This window comes from Citrobacter sp. 50677481 (assembly GCF_001463265.1).
In the GTDB taxonomy this organism is placed as follows: Bacteria; Pseudomonadota; Gammaproteobacteria; order Enterobacterales; family Enterobacteriaceae; genus Citrobacter_A; species Citrobacter_A sedlakii.
The window spans coordinates 99,996-117,986 of sequence record NZ_LNHZ01000079.1; the positions used below are offsets into that span (position 1 = coordinate 99,996).

Consider the following 17,991-nt stretch of genomic DNA (forward strand, 5'->3'; position numbering starts at 1 on the left):
CCAGCGTACAGGACTTTTCAAAAATGCAACCCCGCCTAGCTGCCCAATTCGGGCAACCCTAATTCAATCCAGAACTTTCACATGTGAAACTTTCCGCCACAGGAACAGGAGGTTTTTACCTGACCAGAACGGATGGATTGATAGCGGTGCCACAACTTGACCACTTCTTTTTCGCTGAGAAGGTTTGTCTTGATGTAACGGACTCTATCCCCGTCCGCTGTCTCAACAACGGTTCGGACATAGCCGTACTTGGCAACGGGTGCCTTGTACTTGTGTGACAGAATTACCCGGTAAACCGAGAGCTGGATAATGTCCGACTCATAGATGTGGTTTACCTGGCGCAGCTTGGTGTCCAAGGGAATGAGAACCCCATTCTTGGCTTTGTACACCTGATCAACCCTGCCGTGCATGGGCACCGGCTGTGTGGTTGATATGTCCTGTTCGGATAAAAACAGAGTGGCCGAGCGCAGCTCATAAGGCATGTTCTCTGATTTCCACCACGCCCAGGTGTCTCCAATGCCGCGTTTGCGCCACTGGTCCACTTTCGCAATGACGAAAGGTGCAATGATAAGGACGAATATCCAGAGAACTGCCTTCATGACTACCTCAGGCCCCTAAACCACTCTGGATGATTGGATACATCCATGTTCTTAACCTGTGATGAGAAGACCAGTAGCTCTTGGGTCGTCAGGACGGTCTCAGGAGCCCGAGCGATGAAAGGTCTCAGCAATCCAGAACCCGCGTAGATATTGATGACCATATGCAATCGCTCTGTTGTTCCAGACACTCTCCGCCAGCTCCGGTAGGTTTCTGTTGATTTGGCATAGCCAACCAAGGCAGGAGCCAGCGTATCGGACTCCTTCGTATTCAACTTCCCTTTTGCTGCCTTCGATACGAACTCAGCGATCACCGAAGCCAGCATGTCGGAGGTAAGGTGAAGCGGCAGCTTTATCGTGTCGAAGTCAGCCTTCTTGATGGTGAACAGGCGGATGTGATCGTTGCGGTAGTCACGCACATAGATGACATGGCTCTCAAATGGGTTGGAGTGATTAAAGGCATCCATACCCCAGCCTGCGGCCTCAAGATGTGCGTTTGATACTGACTTGTCGTAATCAAATTCCACGCTATTACTCTCCGTCTTGTCGTTCAGGAACTTTCACATGTGAAATTTTTCCGTCGGTCATGATGTCCAGGACGGCTTTGCCCAGTCTCATCCCTTTATGGTTTTGAACGGGGTCTCCCTTGTAGAAAAATCCTGGCTCGTTATCGGGATGGAATACCCCGTGAGGAATGTTGTCGTGATCGCCAAGCCACATGCGTAGCCTCAGATCCACCAACCACCCATCATCCAGGACAACCCAGAAATGCGGTGTCACGATGTCCTTGGTCTGTTCGTTTCGCACAAAACCATACATGCAGTCATGAGGTACACCCGCGTCATTGAGTAGGTGGCTTACTGCCCATGTCATGCCGTCACATTCCATCTGGCAGTCATCCAAGGTCATAAGGACGGCTTCCAGTTCCCGGTGCCACTCCGTCATTTGCTTGGCCGCAGGTTTTACCACCAGCTCGTTTTTGTTTTCTGCCAAGATGATGTCTTCCTCATCAATATTGCATTCGTCTATCGCTTCCGAACGGATGGATACCGCTTCATCCCAGTCATCGCTCGATCCGAAAATGCTCCAACCCTCAAGACCGTAATTCACCCATACGATGAACCGCTTTATCGTTTTCATGTGCGGCCCCCTTTAACCGTGCAACGTTCCCACATACTCACCCCCTCAAACCGTAACCACACCAAAAAACCACTTCTTGATGATTTTCAATCAGCAAGACAGGTTGCCCCTGAACTAACCTCACCGAAAAACCACCTTTAGATTGCTTTCTGGTGCTTATCAAGTTCTCCTGAGTGACTGGTCGTTCTGAAAACTTTACTTTTCACAGCATCATTTTATAATACTGTAAATCATAAAAACAACCCAGTAAAGAAAAAAGAGCGACTTATGTTGAGACGAGAAAACCAAGGAGATTTGTTCGATGACCAGGTGGTGTTGCCATCACTGGAGTCGGTTCTTACCGGTATATCTTCCAGTCAGCGTTGTGACGATAGAACAACGTACTTCTCAGCGCCGGATGTGGACTTGAGTTTGTACGACCACATCATTGTTTGCCTGTCTGGAGGCAAGGACTCGATTGCTGCGTACTTGCGGCTGGTGGACATGGGTGTTGATAAGTCAAAGGTGGAGTTCTGGCACCATGATGTTGATGGTCAGGAAGGTAGTTCGTTGATGGATTGGGCCTTCATGCGTGATTACTGTCGTCAGCTCGGGGAAGAACTGGGTGTCCCAATGTACTTCTCGTGGCTTGAGGGCGGCTTTGAGGGCGAAATGCTCAAAGACAATGCCTATAGCCACCCCCATCGTGTAGAGACGCCTGAGGGGCTTCTGGTGCTGCCTAGAGACCATAAGCGCTCTAAGCCTGGTACACGCCTTCGTTTCCCTCAGCAATCGCCATCACTCCAAACAAGGTGGTGTTCATCAGCCTTGAAGATCGATGTTGGCCGCAGAGCTCTTAATAACCAGGAGCGCTTCAAGGGGAAGAAGATCCTTTTCATCACTGGTGAGCGCCGGGAGGAAAGTGCAAACAGATCCAAGTACAACCAGCTTGAGGCTCATGCCTGTGACAGAAGATATGGGAAGACTGCACGGTTAGTTGATGCCTGGAGGCCCGTTCTTCATTGGACTGAGGAAGAGGTATGGGAAGTAATCGAGCGTCACCGCATTCTGGCCCCAGTCCCTTATCGCCTTGGTTGGAGCCGGTCTTCGTGTATGACCTGCATCTACAACTCACAGCGTATCTGGTCCACTATCCGTCACTACTGGCCTGAACGAGCTGGGAAGATTGCTCAGTATGAACAAACCTTTGGTGTGACGGTATCAAGAAAAAAAATCGACGTAATAGATTTAGGTTCTGCTGTTGCGCCGATACAGATTAGTGATGTTGAGGCATTGGAGCAGGTATCCAGAGAGGATTACACGCTCCCGATTTTTGTGCCGGAGGGGCAGAAGTGGGTTCTCCCTGGTGGCGCATTTGGCCGAGAGGCCTGTGGTTCTGATTGATTTGTGCAGAGGTGGTAATGTTGGATTTTGTTTTTTTGGTGTTTTTGGGGCTGGGCATATCTATGGTGCTGGTGCGTCGGTCTTCCCGTAAGGGGATGGATCTTGAACTGACATGGCTCCAGTCGTTGAAGGTTGTGCTGGTTCGTGGAGCTGTTGCATTGGGTCTGGGGTTTGGCATTGGCAGGCTTGTATTGATGGGGATGCAGTATGGTTTCCTTAGTGAGTCTGTCCTGAGGGAACATGCACTTGTCTCCGTAGCGGTGGTGCTGATCTGTGGGCTTGGTTCGTTCGTTGCGTTTCACTGGATCATCGGGAGGATCTCTGGAAGATCGATCAGCGTCGTTTCTGTGATCAAAGCTGTGGTGTACGAGTCTGGTTACTTTGTGCTGTCGATGCTTATCTTGTTAGTGATACTCGTCCTGTTCGGCCTTGCATACGAGACTTTTCTCTAAAAAACAGTGTTGATTATTTTTTGCTCAGCGATCAAAAGGATAAATATAAAGATCTTTAGATCTTTGTATAAAGGATTAAAAGCGGTTAAAAACAGGTTAGGCGCTCTGAGTTGTCATTCAACGCATTGATATTGCTGGCATTTTCATATTTATTCCGTGCAACGAACCCATAGGTTGCCGTGCAGCGAACCCATAGGTTGCCGTGCAACGCCCCCACATACCCTTGGATCTTATCCACTGTTATCCACACGGAACCCCTTTTTTTTCCACAAAATCCTTACAAAACAGAGCTTTCGTGCAGCGTTCCCACATATCAGAACTGGTGTTCGTGCAGTGTTCCCACATGTCTAAGGTTATACGTGCAGTCAGCCCATATATTCTCTTCTTAACGTGCAACGTTCCCATATATCAATTTTGGTCGTTTTTTGCTCCGTGCAGCGTACCCACATGTGATCGTGCAGCGCTCCCACATACCAAAACCCCGTTTATGCACAGGAAATGTGGATAACTTTTGGCCTCTTTTTATGTGAGCACGATCACTTTATGGACTATTGGAGTCATTTTGACTGCCTTTTTAGGTTTGTCCTGATCTGTCAATCTTTGTTCTGCTTCGTCAATCGTGCAGAGTTCCCATATATCGAGAGGTTCAGAACCTGCTTTCGTGCAACGTACCCACATATCAAATCTCATAACGTGCAGGTCCCCCACATCCTCACCCTTTAACTATCAATACCTTACGGGAACCACTCTACGGGAACCACTGGAGCAGCATGGCACTTATCCTTCGTCGTGGCTTACGCTTGCACGATACTGAGACTCGGCTTGCAACTACCGTGCAACGTTCCCATATATCGAGCCTCAGCCCACGAAGCATCTGGGGTCACGTTCGCTCTATCCGTGCAGCTCCCCCATATGCGGAGGCATTCCGTTTCCGGTCTTTCCTTGTGGGCGTACCTTGTGCGCTTTCTTCTGGCATAAAAAAAGGCGCTGACGCGCCTATCTTTCTTTTCCCTGGGGTATTGGGAGCTTCTGGTGGCTACCTCCCCTTACGCTGGGGTTCATCAATGATGTCGTGGTCGATCATGCCTTGCTTGATGGCCCGTAGCTCTGTCTGCTGCTTACGCTTGTTGGACGCCATCACCTGCTTCACGAAGTTCTCATGAGGCCTTATGACGTACCGCACGTCGATGACTCTGCGGCCATCCTTGATCTGGTTCGCGTCGTAGTCGCTTATGACCTCTTGTTTGATGAGGGCCTCCAGAGCGAGCTTCATAGCTCTGACGTTCTCCGGCATCCGTGGGCTCAATTCACGAGGGCTCTGTGTCAGGAAGCTGATAAGCGATGGCGTGTACGGCGAATCTGGCGATGCTTGAGTCCAGTAGTGGCTCATTCGCTTGTAGATGTACCGTGCAAGAGGGGAGCGGATTTGCATTCCGATTTTGTAGTTGTACTGACGAAACGACAGATTCATGATCGATTCGTTTACCAGCGGGTTGAACTGCACATAGCACCTGGCGTTCCCGCCTTTCTTGCGAAACTCACCTCTGGTGGTAAGTCCCACCATCGGGAAGAAGCTGGAGCTGATGAAGGCTTCGCCGTCATCACTGATACATTCGAGTGTTGCGCCACGACAAACCTGGATTGCTTCCTTGATTTCGTTCAGGTTGTAACCGTGACCCATCTTCGAGAGCTCTTTCTGGAGTTCGTACAGAGTGAACATGACTCCAGCCTTGCCCTCGATGATATGGCCTTTCCCGTTCACTGCGAGCTTGCGTAGAGCATCCTCAAGGATTTCCTCTCGCTGTCCCGCGTAGATCAGCACGGTTCTTCCGTCATCCTTCTCGATGATGGCTGGCTTCACCTTCACCGTGAAATGCTGGCCTCTGATGGTGCATTGTCGTGTCACTACAGCGTTGGATAAATCTTCATGCTCACGCTTTTGGTCCCAAATGTACTTCGGCAGCGCATCGTAGATCTCGATGGTGTTGGAGTAGTCGTCTTTCTTGGCCGGAGATTCAATGATCTCAAACAGGCTCATTTGCGGTGAGTCTTTGATTACGTCGAGTTTCTCCAGGTCTTTGTCTTTGGTTCTCTTGCTCATGATTGTTCCGTCGATACTTTCTAGCTGGTGGTCCATGCCGCCAGCATTGTCAATGCTCCCGCTGCTACCGTCGCTGAAAACACTAGCTGGTAGATGCGACGCTTAGCCCCCGCAGTGCCGCTCATAAAACGCAGGGCTGCCGCTTCATATCGGAAATGAGCGAACTCACCCCGAAGGGTGCTATCTGTCCCCTGTGGCGATTGTGGGCGCTTTGACAGGGCAGGGCGAGGATGGCTGGCGACTTTCTTGATCATCGCTTCACATTTCCCCAGTTTCGCCAATTCAGTGGCCGCTACAGATGCTGTCATGTTGTCACACCTCGTCGCTATGTGTCTTGTTTAGCTGGCGCTCGTACTCGTTTAGCGCCCGGCGAATTTTTGCTAAGGCAGTGGCGCGTTGTCTTAACACGGCATACCTGGTTTCAACTTGCTGGATCAACTCTTGTGCCCAGACAGGCTCTTTCTTGAAGTGCGACATGCTGTAGGCATGACCGCGACCCTTCTTGATATGTGTCGATAGAACCCTTTTCTTTTGTCCGGGAACTTGTTCGACAAATCTGTTGCGATACCACTCTGCAACGAGTGATACGCCTAGAATGCGAACCCGTGTACCGACACGCCCTTGTTCGTCCTCTGACGCTTCTTCACGCGCTGATTTGTGCGCGTTCCAGTACATGTCCGCTTCCTGCTGCGCCTCGACAGCAAGAACCGCTAAGGCGTGATCCAGTTTGCTCCGTACCTCTGCAACAAACTCTCGTCCCTCTGCCTCTAGCAGATCCTCTGTTATCTCGGATCGTTCTTCTTCGAGCTTCGGATCTAGCAGATCTAGCCATCGCTCTGTTGGTAGACTCACCTCAATACCCTCCCAATTCCTATCCAATTCCTATCCACATAACTATCTATCTGGAATTTAAAGCTGATTATTCCAATACTGGAATCTAGTTCTGTCACTAGGCTAACCCATCTTTGGAATTTGTCAAATTTCCCTCTATCTATCTGGAATCTTGATGCTCTTATTCTTTCACAGCCTCTTTAAATATGAATCTATATGTAAAGATTCCAGATATATTGGATATGGCATCAAAGATTCCAAATGCCTCTTTACCACCGTCTCTCGATGCTGGAGGGCAAGCGGTTCTCGATGCGAGGGTAAGGTCTGTTTATCTGAGCCTATCCGTGCAGCGTTCCCATAGGTTCCCTTACTCAACGATCAAAAAGCCACCGAAAAGCAACCTATATGCCCCTTTTGGGCAATTACACAGGCCATCTGTCCCCGCTTTTAGCCTTATTCTCTATCCAACACGCGGCAAGCAATCGAAAAGCAATCTAAAAGCAATCTTTGGAGGATTTCATGAGTCAATTTGTTCTGGGTTTGGATATTGGTTACTCCAACCTGAAAATGGCAATGGGGTATAAAGGTGAGGAAGCTCGCACAGTCGTCATGCCGGTGGGGGCAGGTCCATTGGAACTGATGCCACAACAGTTAACTGGCGGTGCAGGGACCTGCATTCAGGTTGTGATTGATGGAGAGAAATGGGTTGCAGGCGTCGAGCCTGACCGATTGCAAGGATGGGAGCGTGAGCTTCACGGCGACTATCCTTCGACCAATCCATACAAGGCTCTTTTCTACGCTGCACTCCTGATGTCCGAGCAGAAGGAGATCGATGTGCTGGTGACTGGCCTGCCTGTTAGTCAGTACATGGACGTAGAGCGCAGAGAGGCGTTGAAAGCTCGGCTTGAGGGCGAACACCAGATCACGCCAAAACGATCGGTAGCGGTTAAGTCTGTCGTGGTTGTACCTCAACCTGCCGGTGCTTACATGGATGTTGTAAGTTCAACCAAAGATGAAGACCTCCTGGAGATTATCCAGGGAGGAAAAACCGTTGTAATTGACCCTGGGTTCTTTTCTGTAGACTGGGTAGCTCTTGAAGAGGGAGAGGTCCGCTATCACTCATCTGGCACCAGCCTCAAGGCGATGTCGGTGTTGCTACAGGAAACGGACCGGCTAATTCAGGAAGACCACGGCGGTGCCCCTGGCATCGAAAAGATCGAGAAAGCTATTCGTGCCGGTAAGGCCGAAATCTTCCTCTACGGTGAAAAGGTATCGATCAAAGACTACTTCAAGAAAGCCTCAACCAAAGTCGCTCAAAACGCCTTGATCCCTATGCGGAAGTCAATGCGTGAGGACGGGATGGATGCTGACGTAGTTCTGCTGGCTGGCGGCGGTGCCGAGGCTTACCAAGATGCGGCCAAGGAGCTTTTCCCTAAGAGCAGGATCGTACTGCCCAACGAATCCGTGGCATCCAATGCCAGGGGCTTCTGGTTCTGCGGCTGATAGATAGGAGGTCGTTGTGGCTGGTAGCAAATGGGATGGAAAAATATCTAATCTGAACATATCGGAGCAAGCCTTTCCGGAGCTCTATCGTGAACTGTCCCAGATGCAGCATAAGGCGCGTAGTGATCGGCTCCGCGCCCTTGCTCTATTGGGTCTTTATTCTCTTCGATTTTCTGGCAACATTGGGTCTTTTGAGCAACAGAGTTCAGAGAGTCAACCTGCACAGCATCAAAATTCGCCAGTGCAGACTGACGCAAAACTGAACTCTCAACGTGATTCACTTAAAGGAAAACTGATGGGCTCCGTATGACATGAAAGACCACGAGGAGTTCTCTACGCTATCAGCGGCTGAACGTAGAGAGTTAATAATCGCAGAGTTAAAGCGTAAAAGCCGCATTCGCACCCTGTTGCGAGGACTCCCGTTAGATGAAGTTCGGGAGATCATTGACAGAATGAAGGGCGTTCTCAATGAACTGGAGGAAGAGTACAAAAAGCGAGAAGAAGAAGAAAAAGAAAAGCGAGCTCAGGCTGAGCGAATAATGAGCGACATGGAATCCTGCGGTGTGGACATCGGCTTGCTCAACGAAATGTTCACGAGCAGATCAGAACCTGATAATGCTAAATATTCAAAAGACGGAGTTTCGTGGAGTGGGCAAGGACGTCGCCCGGATGCTTTCAAGGGGTTGGGAGCTGTCGAGCTGGAGCGCTACCGTATCCCACAGAAGAAGTAAAAAAATGAGCGCCGCAAAGTTTGGGCGCTCATCTTCTGGTCCGAAATGTCATAGTCTACTCAAGCACACTCTTTCTCCCCACCACCATGCCTTCCTTGTTCTTTGCAGAACGGACATTCAACGCAGGTTCTTTGATTAACAGAGGTGAAGTACGTACACTTGCAGTTGTCGCACACCTCCAGCATTGCGTCCCCACTTCTCAGCTCCGAAGCAAGACACCAGGCATCAGTAATATCAAACGGAGCCCACCGAGCACCTTTCATTCCGGGCACTTCTTTGCGGATTGCGTGATACATTCTAAATGCCTTGTTCAAGGCTTTGATGTTCACAGACCGCAACACGGCTTCTCCACCAATGTTGAAGTAGAGCTGCATTAGAAGAGAGGCCTGTATCTTGGATGTGTGACTATGAATCAGTGTCGCACCACCCCGGAAAGTTCTGGATTTTCGTTCCAGAGTATATCCGTCCCTCTCCAGATCCTGGTAAAGCCGTCTGACCTGTTTGTAGGTCAGGCCAGTCTCGATCATGATGATTTTTGTGATGTACCCAGCAAGGGCCATGTGTCGAGCTGTAACCCAGCGACCCAATGTACCAGAGTTGCCAATGTTCATCTCCACCTCCCACGTCCCTGTAGAGACTGTTGCAGTTTTTTCAATACCGGGTGTGTTAACTCTTCCCGGCTGTCATCGAGAATTTCTTCAATGATGCTCGGAGCAAAACGAAGCGTAAAATGCGTAACCGTTGTTCCAGACATGTGGCGCAACTGGCTGTCTGTTGCCTTAGCCACCAGCTCCGCAAGCTCTCTCGAAACCCCGAAAACTTCCTTTGCCATCTCCGGGTCTCTCGATGCGACGCGGTTAAATAGCAACCAGTAGGCAGCATCAAATTCATCAACACTATGGTTGATAAAAACTACAGGGTCGTAGTCGCCAGAGAGTCGCGTGATGATGTTCTGCTCTGCTGTTTCGAGTTTGAAAGAGATCAACACGCCAGAGGCCAGAGCTTCCAATTGGGAAGGTGTTGCCAGTGACAGCTTTTGAACGGTGTCCATGCCCAAAGAAAATTGTGAGGCCGCATCATCTGGACGTTCTTTTGCCAGAGTGGATAGCAGGTTCCACAATGTCAGATCGAACTCGTAGACGTTTCTATCAGCTTCTTCTTGATCGAGGTTGACGGCTCTTGCATCCCACGCACCAATAATATCCAGTTCCAACATTCCGCCCCCCTCACAAATCACGAAGGTTGCGATAGATAGCCAAGACTCGGCTACCATAGTTTCTGGCTCGGATTTCGTCTTCCCAGGCGTGATAGCGGCCAACGCCAAGCTCCAAGTCATTTGGAGATGACTGAATGGCTTCTGATAGCACCTCTGCCCCAACCATGACGTTGGTCTCTGGGTCGAGAAGATCTGCTGGAGAAGAAACTCTATGACCATTCCACCGGATGCTCACTTGCATAAACCCGACATCAATGGCACGACCGTACTGCTGCTGAAACTCAGCGAGCTTAGCCTTTGCCTGATCTTCCGACTTAGCATAGAAAGGAAGCCCAGGAACGCGAAGCGTCCAAGGCCAAGGACTTATAGAGCCATTACCTCTCCCTGATGCAGATTCGGCCAATGCGACCGAATACACTAGAAGAGGGTCGAGGTTATATGCTTTCGCTGCTTTGTCGAAGATGGTTCCGCTCAGGTCAATAGCATTCGCTGTTGATGAAAGGAGAGCCGCAGACAGAACTAGCGCCTTGGCTTTGTTCTTCATCAGCTTGCCTCCTTATGTCTGAGGGGTATTTCGTGTTCTTCGTCGTACCGCTCCGGCCAAATCTCAGACGGCTTCACACCCAAAGCTGTAGCTATCTCATGTTCCCAGCGTGGACTGGGCTTATAGAGTGCCGTAGACACCACCTGCCGAGATGTTTTGTGTTTTCTGCCCAATGCGGCCAGAGAAAGCCCCTGGATCTTGAGTTTGTACTTGATCCACTCACGTTTCTTCTCTGGGTCGCTTGGGATGTCTATCAATTGGCATTTATCCATTGTTTGCCACCCTTTAAACTGCGTTGTTAGCCATACAAAAAGTGCGTTATTCGATGAACGCTTTTAGAGTTCTTCTATTGTCACAAACTGACACATTTTGCGCCTTTACAAGCCCAAATAATGATGCTGTCAACAATAAAAAACCTTTAAAAACATACACTTAACTTTGTACCGACGGAACAAAGTTACAATACTTTTAGTAATCAATGGGATACGGATATTTTTGCGATAGCAATGGAAAGTGCGCCAAAAGAATGGCGGAAATAGCGCACGGGGAGTGCGGTATTTTGTGATATTAAATAGCGTTTAGGTATAAGTGATTTTAGGGATACAGCGAGGGCTGAAATTGCGAATACAGCAGGAGCTGAGGAGGGCAGGGAAGGCAAAGGCGCATCCCGACCACACAAGGATGATGGTGTTTACAGAAAGAGATATTTGAGAAAGAGAACTCTGCGGTGTTGCAGATGGGGACCAAAGCGTTAGCAATGGCCTATTCCATAGTGTATGCGATTTGTTTGACATGTTCAACTATGTAATGCTTTGTCAATAAACGCCTTGTTCCGTAAGGGCAAACTTTCACATGTGAAAGTTTGAGGGCAAATTCTAATCGAAGAAGTTGCCAATGGAATGGTTGTTTAGCAAAAAATAGTCAAATTTTCACAGTTGCATTTTTTGATGCCGTGGTAAACTGGAGGTAAAGAGTAAGGGGGTTGATATGAAACATGTGGTCAATATTCTTCTGCTGGGAATGGTGCTTCTGGGAATAGCCATGATGGCTGACACACCTTGGGGACTTGGTGTGGCGCTGGCTCCCTTCGGCGTTTGGGGTGCTCGTTTCCTATTTCTGGTTCACAAAAGCCTTTGGGCTGCTGTTATCTTTTGGGGAGGGATCGCTTACTTCCAGTGGCAAGTTGCTTTGGTTGTCGGGGCTCTGTTTGGACTAACGTGCTTTATCCGCGTTGCGCGGTCAGCATATAAAGAGGCACCACCTACCCGGCGCAGAAAAAAACAAACTGGTGGGTTTCAAGATTCCTATGATTTTGACCAGCGCTTCCATATTGGAGCTGGAGACGAATAAGGGGGCCTGCTGGCCCCCTTATTATTTGGTTGGTCTTTTAGAACCTTTGATTTGCTATGTTGTACCCCCTGACGGCAGTCAAATAGCTACCTGAACGGTCTCCAGCTTCCGTCGAGTTCTGCAATACGTTTACCAGCTTGTCCGTAAACTCTTCGTTTTGCTGAGAAAGAACAGGCTGACCTCCTTGCATCATCGGTGAGCCATCCGGGTTACGTTCTGCATACTCCATTTTCAGATTCTGAACAGCCTGGTTCATGCGACCTTCGTTTGTGTCAAACGATTCGGCATAAACAGCGGCTTGGGATTCAGTCAGCCCATAACGGCTTTGAGCGATAGACTGCATCGTTTCTTTGAACTCATCACCGTACTGGTTCATAAACTGCTGCGCGGCTCCACCACCAGCTTCTGCGGCAGAGGATAGCGCTGCTGCATAGAACGCGCCGCGTTCCTCAATGCTCATCCCTTTAGCGGCTTCCGATAGATCAGATTTACCAGTTAACCACTCCTTCGCTGCATCATAGCCGCTTGCAGCAGCTCCCATGACGTTGCGGCCAAGTTTAGCCATACCGACCATCGCATCACCGGCCCAGCCAAACTCCTCTTGCACGGCCTGGTCGCCGCGTTGAGTGGCCGCGATGAATTGGTCGCGTTGTTCAGGTGTCATCGTTCTCATTTGATCCATCGCTCTTGAGAACGCATCAGCGCCAGCTTGACCACCAGCAATGAGAGCTCCACCTGCTTGTTCAGCTCTGCGGCCCATCCAATCACTGGAGTTGTCCCACGCTCCCCACGCCGAAGCGCTCCAAGACATTTCCGGAAGCGAGTTCATAAGGTTATCTTGGGCTTTTTTCAGTTCAGGAGCAGATACATTTCGCTCTGTTTGCTGTGCTTGGTTATGAAGAGCTGACGTACCGGCTGCATGTTCATTTTGAACAAGGGGGCTATTCGTTGGTAACTGCCCAGCTTCTGATGCCGGATTAGTTCCAGCCATCCCAGCCACATTCTCCCGGAATCCGGTTGGGATGTTAGGTCCACTGCCTACAGCCCCTTGAACCTGACCTGGTAGGCCTTGAACATTCGGGCCTTCAATGCCGTTATTTCCGTAAGCATCACCACTAAATGCTCCGTTGCGACCGGACGCGGTATTGATCGCCTGTAGTGCGGCTTGATACCCGCCAAGCTCCTTACCCTGTTCGTAATTTTTGGAGTTGGTCATTGCTGTCATTCGCGCTGCTGCCTGGGCCACTTGAGGAGACATTCCGTAGGCTTGGTATCTTTGCTGTAGTGAAGCCGCCTCGTCTTTAACCGATTGCGGCGCGGCATTTCGGAAATAGTCATTCAGTTGGTTCATGGCCGCAGGGGTTTGTGCTACTGCACCACCGAGAGTTTTAAAGTCGGTATTAGTCATGGAGCCCATTTGGTTTTGGAGCTGACTCATTGTTGTGAAGGTGTCCGATGCAGACACCAGTTCCGAAGCGGACTTGGATAGGTTCTGGGATAAGCTATCGCCCCAGGTTTGCTTGAATGACTCGCTTCCAGAACGGCTGAAACCCTGCGCTAATTGATTTGTCAACGCCTGGCTATCGGTTTGCGAATAGCTCACACCCTTCATGAACTGGGACACATCACTCGCTGACCAGCTTGAAGAGTCTTGAGTTGATGACTCTGTTGCTCCCTTCGCTTGCGCTTTGATGTCCAGGACATCACTGCCGCCGCCTGATTCGCCATTACCACCAGCAGGAACTAGGGCTGTACTGTTTGATTTCACACCAGCAGCGGCCTTCATTGCTGCCCTGGCCTTGCCAACCATAGGCATAAGCATGGACGCAGCTTCGTCAACATCGAGTGTGCCCATAGCCTGCATGGCAAAAGCACCTTTGACAGCATCAGAGTGGCTATCATCCACCTGGAACTTATCCATGAAGTTCTTGGCTTGCTGGTTGATCAATTGGCTTTGAGCTGTGTTTTGCGACGAAACGTTGCGCCCGACATTGGAGAGTCTTGAATAGGCTTGATCCTGACTTACTCCATCAGAAAAACCTCGACCAAGAGTGCTTTGGAAAGCCTCCGATTTCTGACTTTGTAATGCCTGTGCGGAGCTCACGCCTGATGCTAAGGTGGAGCCAAGCGAGAAGGTACTGATCATGCTTTCTGCGCCGTTTGCAATCGCACCACTGAACTGGTTGTGATTGTACGCTGGCTGACTTTGCATAACCGGACCTTGCTTGAGTAGATCTGGCGTTTGCATCTTTTCGTCAACGTGGTCAGAACCACTTATTCTCGATGCCAAGCTGGTGAAGGCGTAGGTGCTACCTGTGACGATAAACAGGGAAATCACCGGAGTGGCCGCAGCCAACATGCCGCCGGTTGCAATCCAGTGTTGCAGAACATCTCCAGTTGAGGAAAGAGCGTACATGGAGTTGAGACCACCAGCACTGAGGCTAGACATCTCATTTGACGCGGCGGTATGAACAAACAGGTTTATAATTGAGAGGACTGGCATCCATAGCTGAATCCAGAGGATGGTTTGTACATATTTCCCGGCTAACTGGAGGCCGAAGCTGCCCATCACGATAATAAAAGCAATGATCGGGGTTATAGCATAAATAAAGCCTTCAAAGAACGTCAGCATTGGTCGGACGACGGTCATGAACATCGACTGCTCTGCGGCCCACTGTGTGTTCCGTTGCTGAATAGCCTGGTTGACCATCAATGCAGAGCCATAATCCTGGAGGTCCTGATAACGTCCTGCTGCGGCTTCATAATAGAGGGGCTCCAGAACGGCGGCTTTCAGATAGTCGATTGATGACGTAGTTGTGGCACCCATCGCTTGAAGCGAATCGGTCAGCTTCGTTAGAGCGTTGTCTCCAGTTGACGTGTCAATACCCAGTAGGCTGTTAAGAGCATCAACAACAACCGGGCTGCTTAGGTTGGCGGTTGCAGTGCTAATAGCCACCCATCCGTCAGTACATGTGTAGTCAGCGCCGTCAGGGTTTGCTGTAGACAAATACAACCTAGTTCCGTAGAGCTGTGAGTTGAATCGCAAAGCTGAGTCAGTTGAACGGTTCATCAACTCATCAAGGGACATTAGGTTGAGATCGACTTTGGTTAACGTGCATTCCCGAATGTAATTGTTCCAGGAACGCCTCACGTCAACATAGCCGCCTCCATTTGCTGAGTTAAGCGCAGTAAAAACTCCTGTGTCATAGGCTCGCCGTCTGACGTCATTCAACAGTTTCAGTGTTTCGGAAAAGTGGCTTTCCGTGACATTGGGTACGATTACCCCATATCCAGTTTCAAACAAATTGGTGATGGTGTATCCCACGTTGGATATGACACCTCCAGCAAAGCCTACCCCAATAGGGACATTGGCGACGACTCGAACCTGCCCTGTATAAGCGTCCTCGATAGTCACAGTTGTGGTTGGGCCGAAGAAACAGGCATATAGAATCCAACCTACCAGCACTTGCTGGAGGTTGATTTGCTTTGCGCCCTGAAAGACGGACTGAATACAGATCATCAAGACCCCAAGAAGCAGGCCAATACTGACCATCTTCTCGAAATCCCCGGTGCCGGTGATCATTGATACTGCAATCAGGATTTGCTCCAGAAAAGCAGAGTCACCGATAGAGTGGATTGAAAAAGATCCCATTCCAATAGCTCCTTAGTTCGTGCTAGGAGGATTGGACAAAGTTGCCAGCATGTATTTTTGCTTGCGGATGTTGTCCAGTAGGTTGTTGTATTTCTCAATTTGGCTTGCCAGATCGCCGTATTGAGAGGACAGGATTGTGTATTCAGCACGGATTTGCTGTTGCGATTGCGCGAGAAGCTCTAGTGCCTCTTTCTTGTAGGGTGATTTGCTGTTAGCCATCGCAATGCGAGCTGCGCGGAAGAACTCTTCCGAGAAGCTATACATCATGGTCAGGGCTATCGCTCCTGATGACTCTGTTGCGAACAGGTTAGCGCCGTCCTGTGAAAGGACAGACAAGTTACGAACAATGGTGCCAATCCCTCCGGGGAGGTTAGAAACAAAGGCCTTTTCTGGGTCGGTTAAGGTTCCAGAGTTCGTTGCGTATTTGTAGATCACACCAGGTGTAGAGCTTGTTCCTAACAGCATATCGGTGATCTGGTTCTTGATACCTTTGAGCACGACAGTTTTATTGCTGGAGCCAGCACTCAGGCAGTTGGTCGTATCAGAATCACAGGAATAGATCTCAACAGAACCGCCTGAAATCAGGTCTGACAAGGTGATCTTGTTACCTGGTAGGGTCGTCAGAGGGGTTGTTTTCGCACCAGTGCCGGTTGAGTTCGGGTCGTTTACCAGATCACCAATGATGACTGTGCCGGTTAAAGACATGATCGCTTCAAGAAGGGTGTTATCCCCGTACTGGAACCAGGTGTTGGCGTTGTTGCTCTTGAGTTGCTTCCAGACGATGTTGCCAATCATCTTGTTGTATTCGTCAGGTTTGTTGGCTTTCAGTTCTTCCAGAGGACTCTTGCCGCTGGTTTCCTGCTTGGACCCGAAGAAGTCTTCATACAGGCCGGAAGTTGTCGCGGTTATAGAAGCATCAGTTTTGTGTTTAAGGTCCATGCCGCTGGTTAGGTCGTTCACGAAACCTTGAGCGAGCTGGCAGGAGTTGCCCAGATGTTGGTTGAGCGCTTGCACTTTCTTCTGGAAGTTCTCTATCCACTTCGCTCCGTCCGGGAAAACGTTATCGAGCGCAAGCTGGAAGGCATAGCCCTTGGCGTTGGCTGCTACAGCCCGAAGGAGTTGGACAATTTGATCCGCGTTAATGAAGGAAAGCGAACCGCCGAACAGATCTACACCACCGCAACCAGCTTTCCATGATGGAGGGGCAAAGCTCACCAGGTTCTCGTCGAAGATTCGTGTCTTTGCAGTGAACCGGCCACCAGCTAAAACGCCACGTCGTTGGCTTTCATAAACCCCAGGTGGTGTTGTGTTGCTCATTTCATTGAAGAGTTTGTCCATCTGTGATTGGAGGCCGTTAGCGGCTATCGCCCCTGTCGGTGCCATGACGAGACTGGCCGCCACACTCAGGGCAAGCAGGCTCCTTTTTAATGTCTTGTGCGTGACCATCTTAGTTCTCCTGTAATTTGTCCCGGATGTACTTCATGAGTTGTTCCGGTGGCACAAAGTTGTCTTTATCGCCGCTCGCTTGAGATAGTTGTTTGAGGTCAGAGCCCAGCTCTGGTGAGGCCAAGCGTTCGGCTATGTTGTTTTCTAGGTTGAGTACCGGACGTGTACGGTTAAACTCTTCGTCTGTGACCCAACCATTGCGTTTTGCTGCGACCAAAATCCTGTGATTCAGCTCAGGAAGAGACATTGGCCCTTGTCCTATAGGAGCGAACTGACCGTCTGGAGATGCGAGGTAAACAGCAGGGAAAGTTACGATACCAAGTTGTTTGGCATGGCCTTCATCGGTTTTGTAATGGGGGAAAAGCCCACTGGGGAGTGGTTTGCCGTCCATAGATACAGGAATGATCGAGAATCCTTCTCCTTGTTCCAACATCTTGATGAGCGGTGCTTGCAAGTCACTGTAGTCATCGTCGGACTTGTAGAAGAAGAATATCCCTACGCGTTCGGCTACGCTTTTGAGTAGCATGTTTTTGGCGTTACCAGCGTCACGATCAACTTGTTGTGAGGCAAACGTGGCAGCAGGACGTCGAGTAATTTCATCCAAGAAAGGATCACCTACGACCGCCAGCTCTGTAGCATCGGAAAATTGTTCAGAGCGATCTATCGCAAATCGTTGCAAGTAGAGAAACGTCCTGACGTTTTCAACGGTAGGATTGTTCCAAGCAAGGTCTTTGTACTTGGGTAAGTTTTCCCGGAACCATTCCGCTGAGAACATTTCTGGGCCGCTCGGAAGCGGAGCAGCAGGCTTAGGCTGTGTAGGCTTCGCTTCTGCCACAGGCTTTGGTTTGGGCTTTTCGGGTTTTTTCTCTGGTTCTTTGGGCTCTTCCTTGTACCAGAACCAACCCTCTTCCTTTCGCTCATAAAAACCAGGTCTTGTGCCATCTTGAGCCCAAGCCTGGTGTGATGCCCCCAGCGTGAGCGCTGCAAGGAGCAGTAAATTCAAAGGTGATTTTTTCATAGTCTCACGCACGTATTTTCCCATGCTC

Annotated in this window: 19 protein-coding genes; 6 read left to right on the forward strand and 13 right to left on the reverse strand. The window is 49.8% G+C overall.

All coding sequences use genetic code 11. From position 1 onward, the window contains the following. Nucleotides 1–77: 77 nt before the first annotated feature. The 3 genes from APU02_RS24515 to APU02_RS24525 are packed head-to-tail and all read right to left on the reverse strand — an operon-like array spanning nt 78 to nt 1,736. A complete protein-coding gene (locus tag APU02_RS24515; protein WP_000648873.1) occupies nt 78–599 on the reverse strand; it encodes a hypothetical protein in 522 nt (173 codons plus the stop codon). Between the two features lie 2 nt (nt 600–601). Further along, complete coding sequence (locus APU02_RS24520; protein WP_000393783.1) at nt 602–1,123, reverse strand: hypothetical protein; 522 nt, start codon at nt 1,121–1,123, stop codon at nt 602–604. 4 nt (nt 1,124–1,127) lie between these two features. Further along, nucleotides 1,128–1,736 (reverse strand): hypothetical protein, encoded by a 609-nt coding sequence (locus APU02_RS24525; protein ID WP_000849069.1) that lies wholly within the window; start codon nt 1,734–1,736, stop codon nt 1,128–1,130. Nucleotides 1,737–2,003: 267 nt separating this feature from the next. Between APU02_RS24525 and APU02_RS24530 the strand changes: the two genes are divergently transcribed. Continuing rightward, nucleotides 2,004–3,119, forward strand: a complete 1,116-nt coding sequence (locus APU02_RS24530; protein WP_000946104.1) for a phosphoadenosine phosphosulfate reductase family protein — start codon at nt 2,004–2,006, stop codon at nt 3,117–3,119. A gap of 17 nt (nt 3,120–3,136) precedes the next feature. Beyond that, nucleotides 3,137–3,571: a hypothetical protein gene (locus APU02_RS24535; RefSeq protein ID WP_004201092.1), complete on the forward strand. Its 435-nt coding sequence runs from the start codon at nt 3,137–3,139 to the stop codon at nt 3,569–3,571. Between the two features lie 1,036 nt (nt 3,572–4,607). On the opposite strand, the gene APU02_RS24545 is transcribed toward APU02_RS24535, so the two are convergent. Genes APU02_RS24545 through mobI form a run of 3 tightly spaced genes read right to left on the reverse strand, consistent with a single transcriptional unit; the run spans nt 4,608 to nt 6,524 of the window. Further along, entirely contained in the window at nt 4,608–5,708 is a 1,101-nt protein-coding gene (locus APU02_RS24545; protein WP_001348532.1) for a RepB family plasmid replication initiator protein, read from the reverse strand. Beyond that, nucleotides 5,693–5,980: a hypothetical protein gene (locus APU02_RS24550; RefSeq protein WP_000127321.1), complete on the reverse strand. Its 288-nt coding sequence runs from the start codon at nt 5,978–5,980 to the stop codon at nt 5,693–5,695. Before APU02_RS24550 ends, APU02_RS24545 begins: the two co-directional genes overlap by 16 nt. Before the next feature lie 4 nt (nt 5,981–5,984). Beyond that, complete coding sequence (gene mobI, locus APU02_RS24555; protein ID WP_001447712.1) at nt 5,985–6,524, reverse strand: conjugative transfer protein MobI(A/C); 540 nt, start codon at nt 6,522–6,524, stop codon at nt 5,985–5,987. A 498-nt stretch (nt 6,525–7,022) separates the two neighbouring features. On the opposite strand from mobI, the gene APU02_RS24560 reads away from it, so the two are divergent. From APU02_RS24560 to APU02_RS24565, 3 genes are read left to right on the forward strand one after another with little or no spacing between them, the layout of a single operon-like run. After that, nucleotides 7,023–8,006, forward strand: coding sequence for a ParM/StbA family protein (locus APU02_RS24560; protein ID WP_000077457.1), 984 nt, complete (start codon nt 7,023–7,025; stop codon nt 8,004–8,006). 16 nt (nt 8,007–8,022) lie between these two features. Further along, entirely contained in the window at nt 8,023–8,316 is a 294-nt protein-coding gene (locus APU02_RS25655; RefSeq protein WP_000919078.1) for a hypothetical protein, read from the forward strand. 1 nt (nt 8,317) lies between these two features. Then, nucleotides 8,318–8,737, forward strand: coding sequence for an H-NS family nucleoid-associated regulatory protein (locus tag APU02_RS24565; RefSeq protein WP_000651490.1), 420 nt, complete (start codon nt 8,318–8,320; stop codon nt 8,735–8,737). Nucleotides 8,738–8,796: 59 nt separating this feature from the next. Here APU02_RS24565 and APU02_RS24570 read toward each other — a convergent pair whose 3' ends face one another. Genes APU02_RS24570 through APU02_RS24585 form a run of 4 tightly spaced genes read right to left on the reverse strand, consistent with a single transcriptional unit; the run spans nt 8,797 to nt 10,769 of the window. Beyond that, complete coding sequence (locus APU02_RS24570) at nt 8,797–9,348, reverse strand: FlhC family transcriptional regulator (RefSeq protein WP_001020646.1); 552 nt, start codon at nt 9,346–9,348, stop codon at nt 8,797–8,799. Then, entirely contained in the window at nt 9,345–9,953 is a 609-nt protein-coding gene (locus APU02_RS24575; RefSeq protein ID WP_000891157.1) for a hypothetical protein, read from the reverse strand. Before APU02_RS24575 ends, APU02_RS24570 begins: the two co-directional genes overlap by 4 nt. Before the next feature lie 10 nt (nt 9,954–9,963). After that, complete coding sequence (locus tag APU02_RS24580) at nt 9,964–10,497, reverse strand: transglycosylase SLT domain-containing protein (protein WP_000790610.1); 534 nt, start codon at nt 10,495–10,497, stop codon at nt 9,964–9,966. Further along, the gene (locus tag APU02_RS24585) at nt 10,497–10,769 is read right to left on the reverse strand and encodes a helix-turn-helix domain-containing protein (protein WP_000356489.1); all 273 of its coding nucleotides are present in this window, start codon (nt 10,767–10,769) and stop codon (nt 10,497–10,499) included. The genes APU02_RS24580 and APU02_RS24585 overlap by 1 nt, the downstream gene beginning before the upstream one ends. Before the next feature lie 715 nt (nt 10,770–11,484). Here APU02_RS24585 and APU02_RS24590 point away from each other — a divergent pair. After that, nucleotides 11,485–11,847 (forward strand): hypothetical protein, encoded by a 363-nt coding sequence (locus APU02_RS24590; protein ID WP_000683483.1) that lies wholly within the window; start codon nt 11,485–11,487, stop codon nt 11,845–11,847. 37 nt (nt 11,848–11,884) lie between these two features. Here APU02_RS24590 and APU02_RS24595 read toward each other — a convergent pair whose 3' ends face one another. From APU02_RS24595 to traF, 3 genes are read right to left on the reverse strand one after another with little or no spacing between them, the layout of a single operon-like run. Further along, entirely contained in the window at nt 11,885–15,499 is a 3,615-nt protein-coding gene (locus APU02_RS24595) for a conjugal transfer protein TraG N-terminal domain-containing protein (RefSeq protein WP_000534551.1), read from the reverse strand. A gap of 12 nt (nt 15,500–15,511) precedes the next feature. After that, complete coding sequence (locus APU02_RS24600) at nt 15,512–16,945, reverse strand: conjugal transfer protein TraH (protein WP_000256129.1); 1,434 nt, start codon at nt 16,943–16,945, stop codon at nt 15,512–15,514. A 1-nt stretch (nt 16,946) separates the two neighbouring features. Beyond that, nucleotides 16,947–17,963, reverse strand: a complete 1,017-nt coding sequence (gene traF, locus APU02_RS24605) for a conjugal transfer protein TraF (RefSeq protein WP_000749520.1) — start codon at nt 17,961–17,963, stop codon at nt 16,947–16,949. Between the last annotated feature and the right edge of the window lie 28 nt (nt 17,964–17,991).

Excerpts from the sequence above, each read along its gene's own strand:
- APU02_RS24515 (WP_000648873.1), bottom strand. The coding sequence starts at position 599 with ATGAAGGCAGTTCTCTGGATATTCGTCCTTATCATTGCACCTTTCGTC.
- APU02_RS24525 (WP_000849069.1), bottom strand. The coding sequence starts at position 1,736 with ATGAAAACGATAAAGCGGTTCATCGTATGGGTGAATTACGGTCTTGAG.
- APU02_RS24530 (WP_000946104.1), top strand. The coding sequence starts at position 2,004 with ATGTTGAGACGAGAAAACCAAGGAGATTTGTTCGATGACCAGGTGGTG.
- APU02_RS24535 (WP_004201092.1), top strand. The coding sequence starts at position 3,137 with ATGTTGGATTTTGTTTTTTTGGTGTTTTTGGGGCTGGGCATATCTATG.
- APU02_RS24545 (WP_001348532.1), bottom strand. The coding sequence starts at position 5,708 with ATGGACCACCAGCTAGAAAGTATCGACGGAACAATCATGAGCAAGAGA.
- APU02_RS24550 (WP_000127321.1), bottom strand. The coding sequence starts at position 5,980 with ATGACAGCATCTGTAGCGGCCACTGAATTGGCGAAACTGGGGAAATGT.
- APU02_RS24560 (WP_000077457.1), top strand. The coding sequence starts at position 7,023 with ATGAGTCAATTTGTTCTGGGTTTGGATATTGGTTACTCCAACCTGAAA.
- APU02_RS24565 (WP_000651490.1), top strand. The coding sequence starts at position 8,318 with ATGAAAGACCACGAGGAGTTCTCTACGCTATCAGCGGCTGAACGTAGA.
- APU02_RS24570 (WP_001020646.1), bottom strand. The coding sequence starts at position 9,348 with ATGAACATTGGCAACTCTGGTACATTGGGTCGCTGGGTTACAGCTCGA.
- APU02_RS24575 (WP_000891157.1), bottom strand. The coding sequence starts at position 9,953 with ATGTTGGAACTGGATATTATTGGTGCGTGGGATGCAAGAGCCGTCAAC.
- APU02_RS24580 (WP_000790610.1), bottom strand. The coding sequence starts at position 10,497 with ATGAAGAACAAAGCCAAGGCGCTAGTTCTGTCTGCGGCTCTCCTTTCA.
- APU02_RS24585 (WP_000356489.1), bottom strand. The coding sequence starts at position 10,769 with ATGGATAAATGCCAATTGATAGACATCCCAAGCGACCCAGAGAAGAAA.
- APU02_RS24590 (WP_000683483.1), top strand. The coding sequence starts at position 11,485 with ATGAAACATGTGGTCAATATTCTTCTGCTGGGAATGGTGCTTCTGGGA.
- APU02_RS24595 (WP_000534551.1), bottom strand. The coding sequence starts at position 15,499 with ATGGGATCTTTTTCAATCCACTCTATCGGTGACTCTGCTTTTCTGGAG.
- APU02_RS24600 (WP_000256129.1), bottom strand. The coding sequence starts at position 16,945 with ATGGTCACGCACAAGACATTAAAAAGGAGCCTGCTTGCCCTGAGTGTG.
- traF (WP_000749520.1), bottom strand. The coding sequence starts at position 17,963 with ATGAAAAAATCACCTTTGAATTTACTGCTCCTTGCAGCGCTCACGCTG.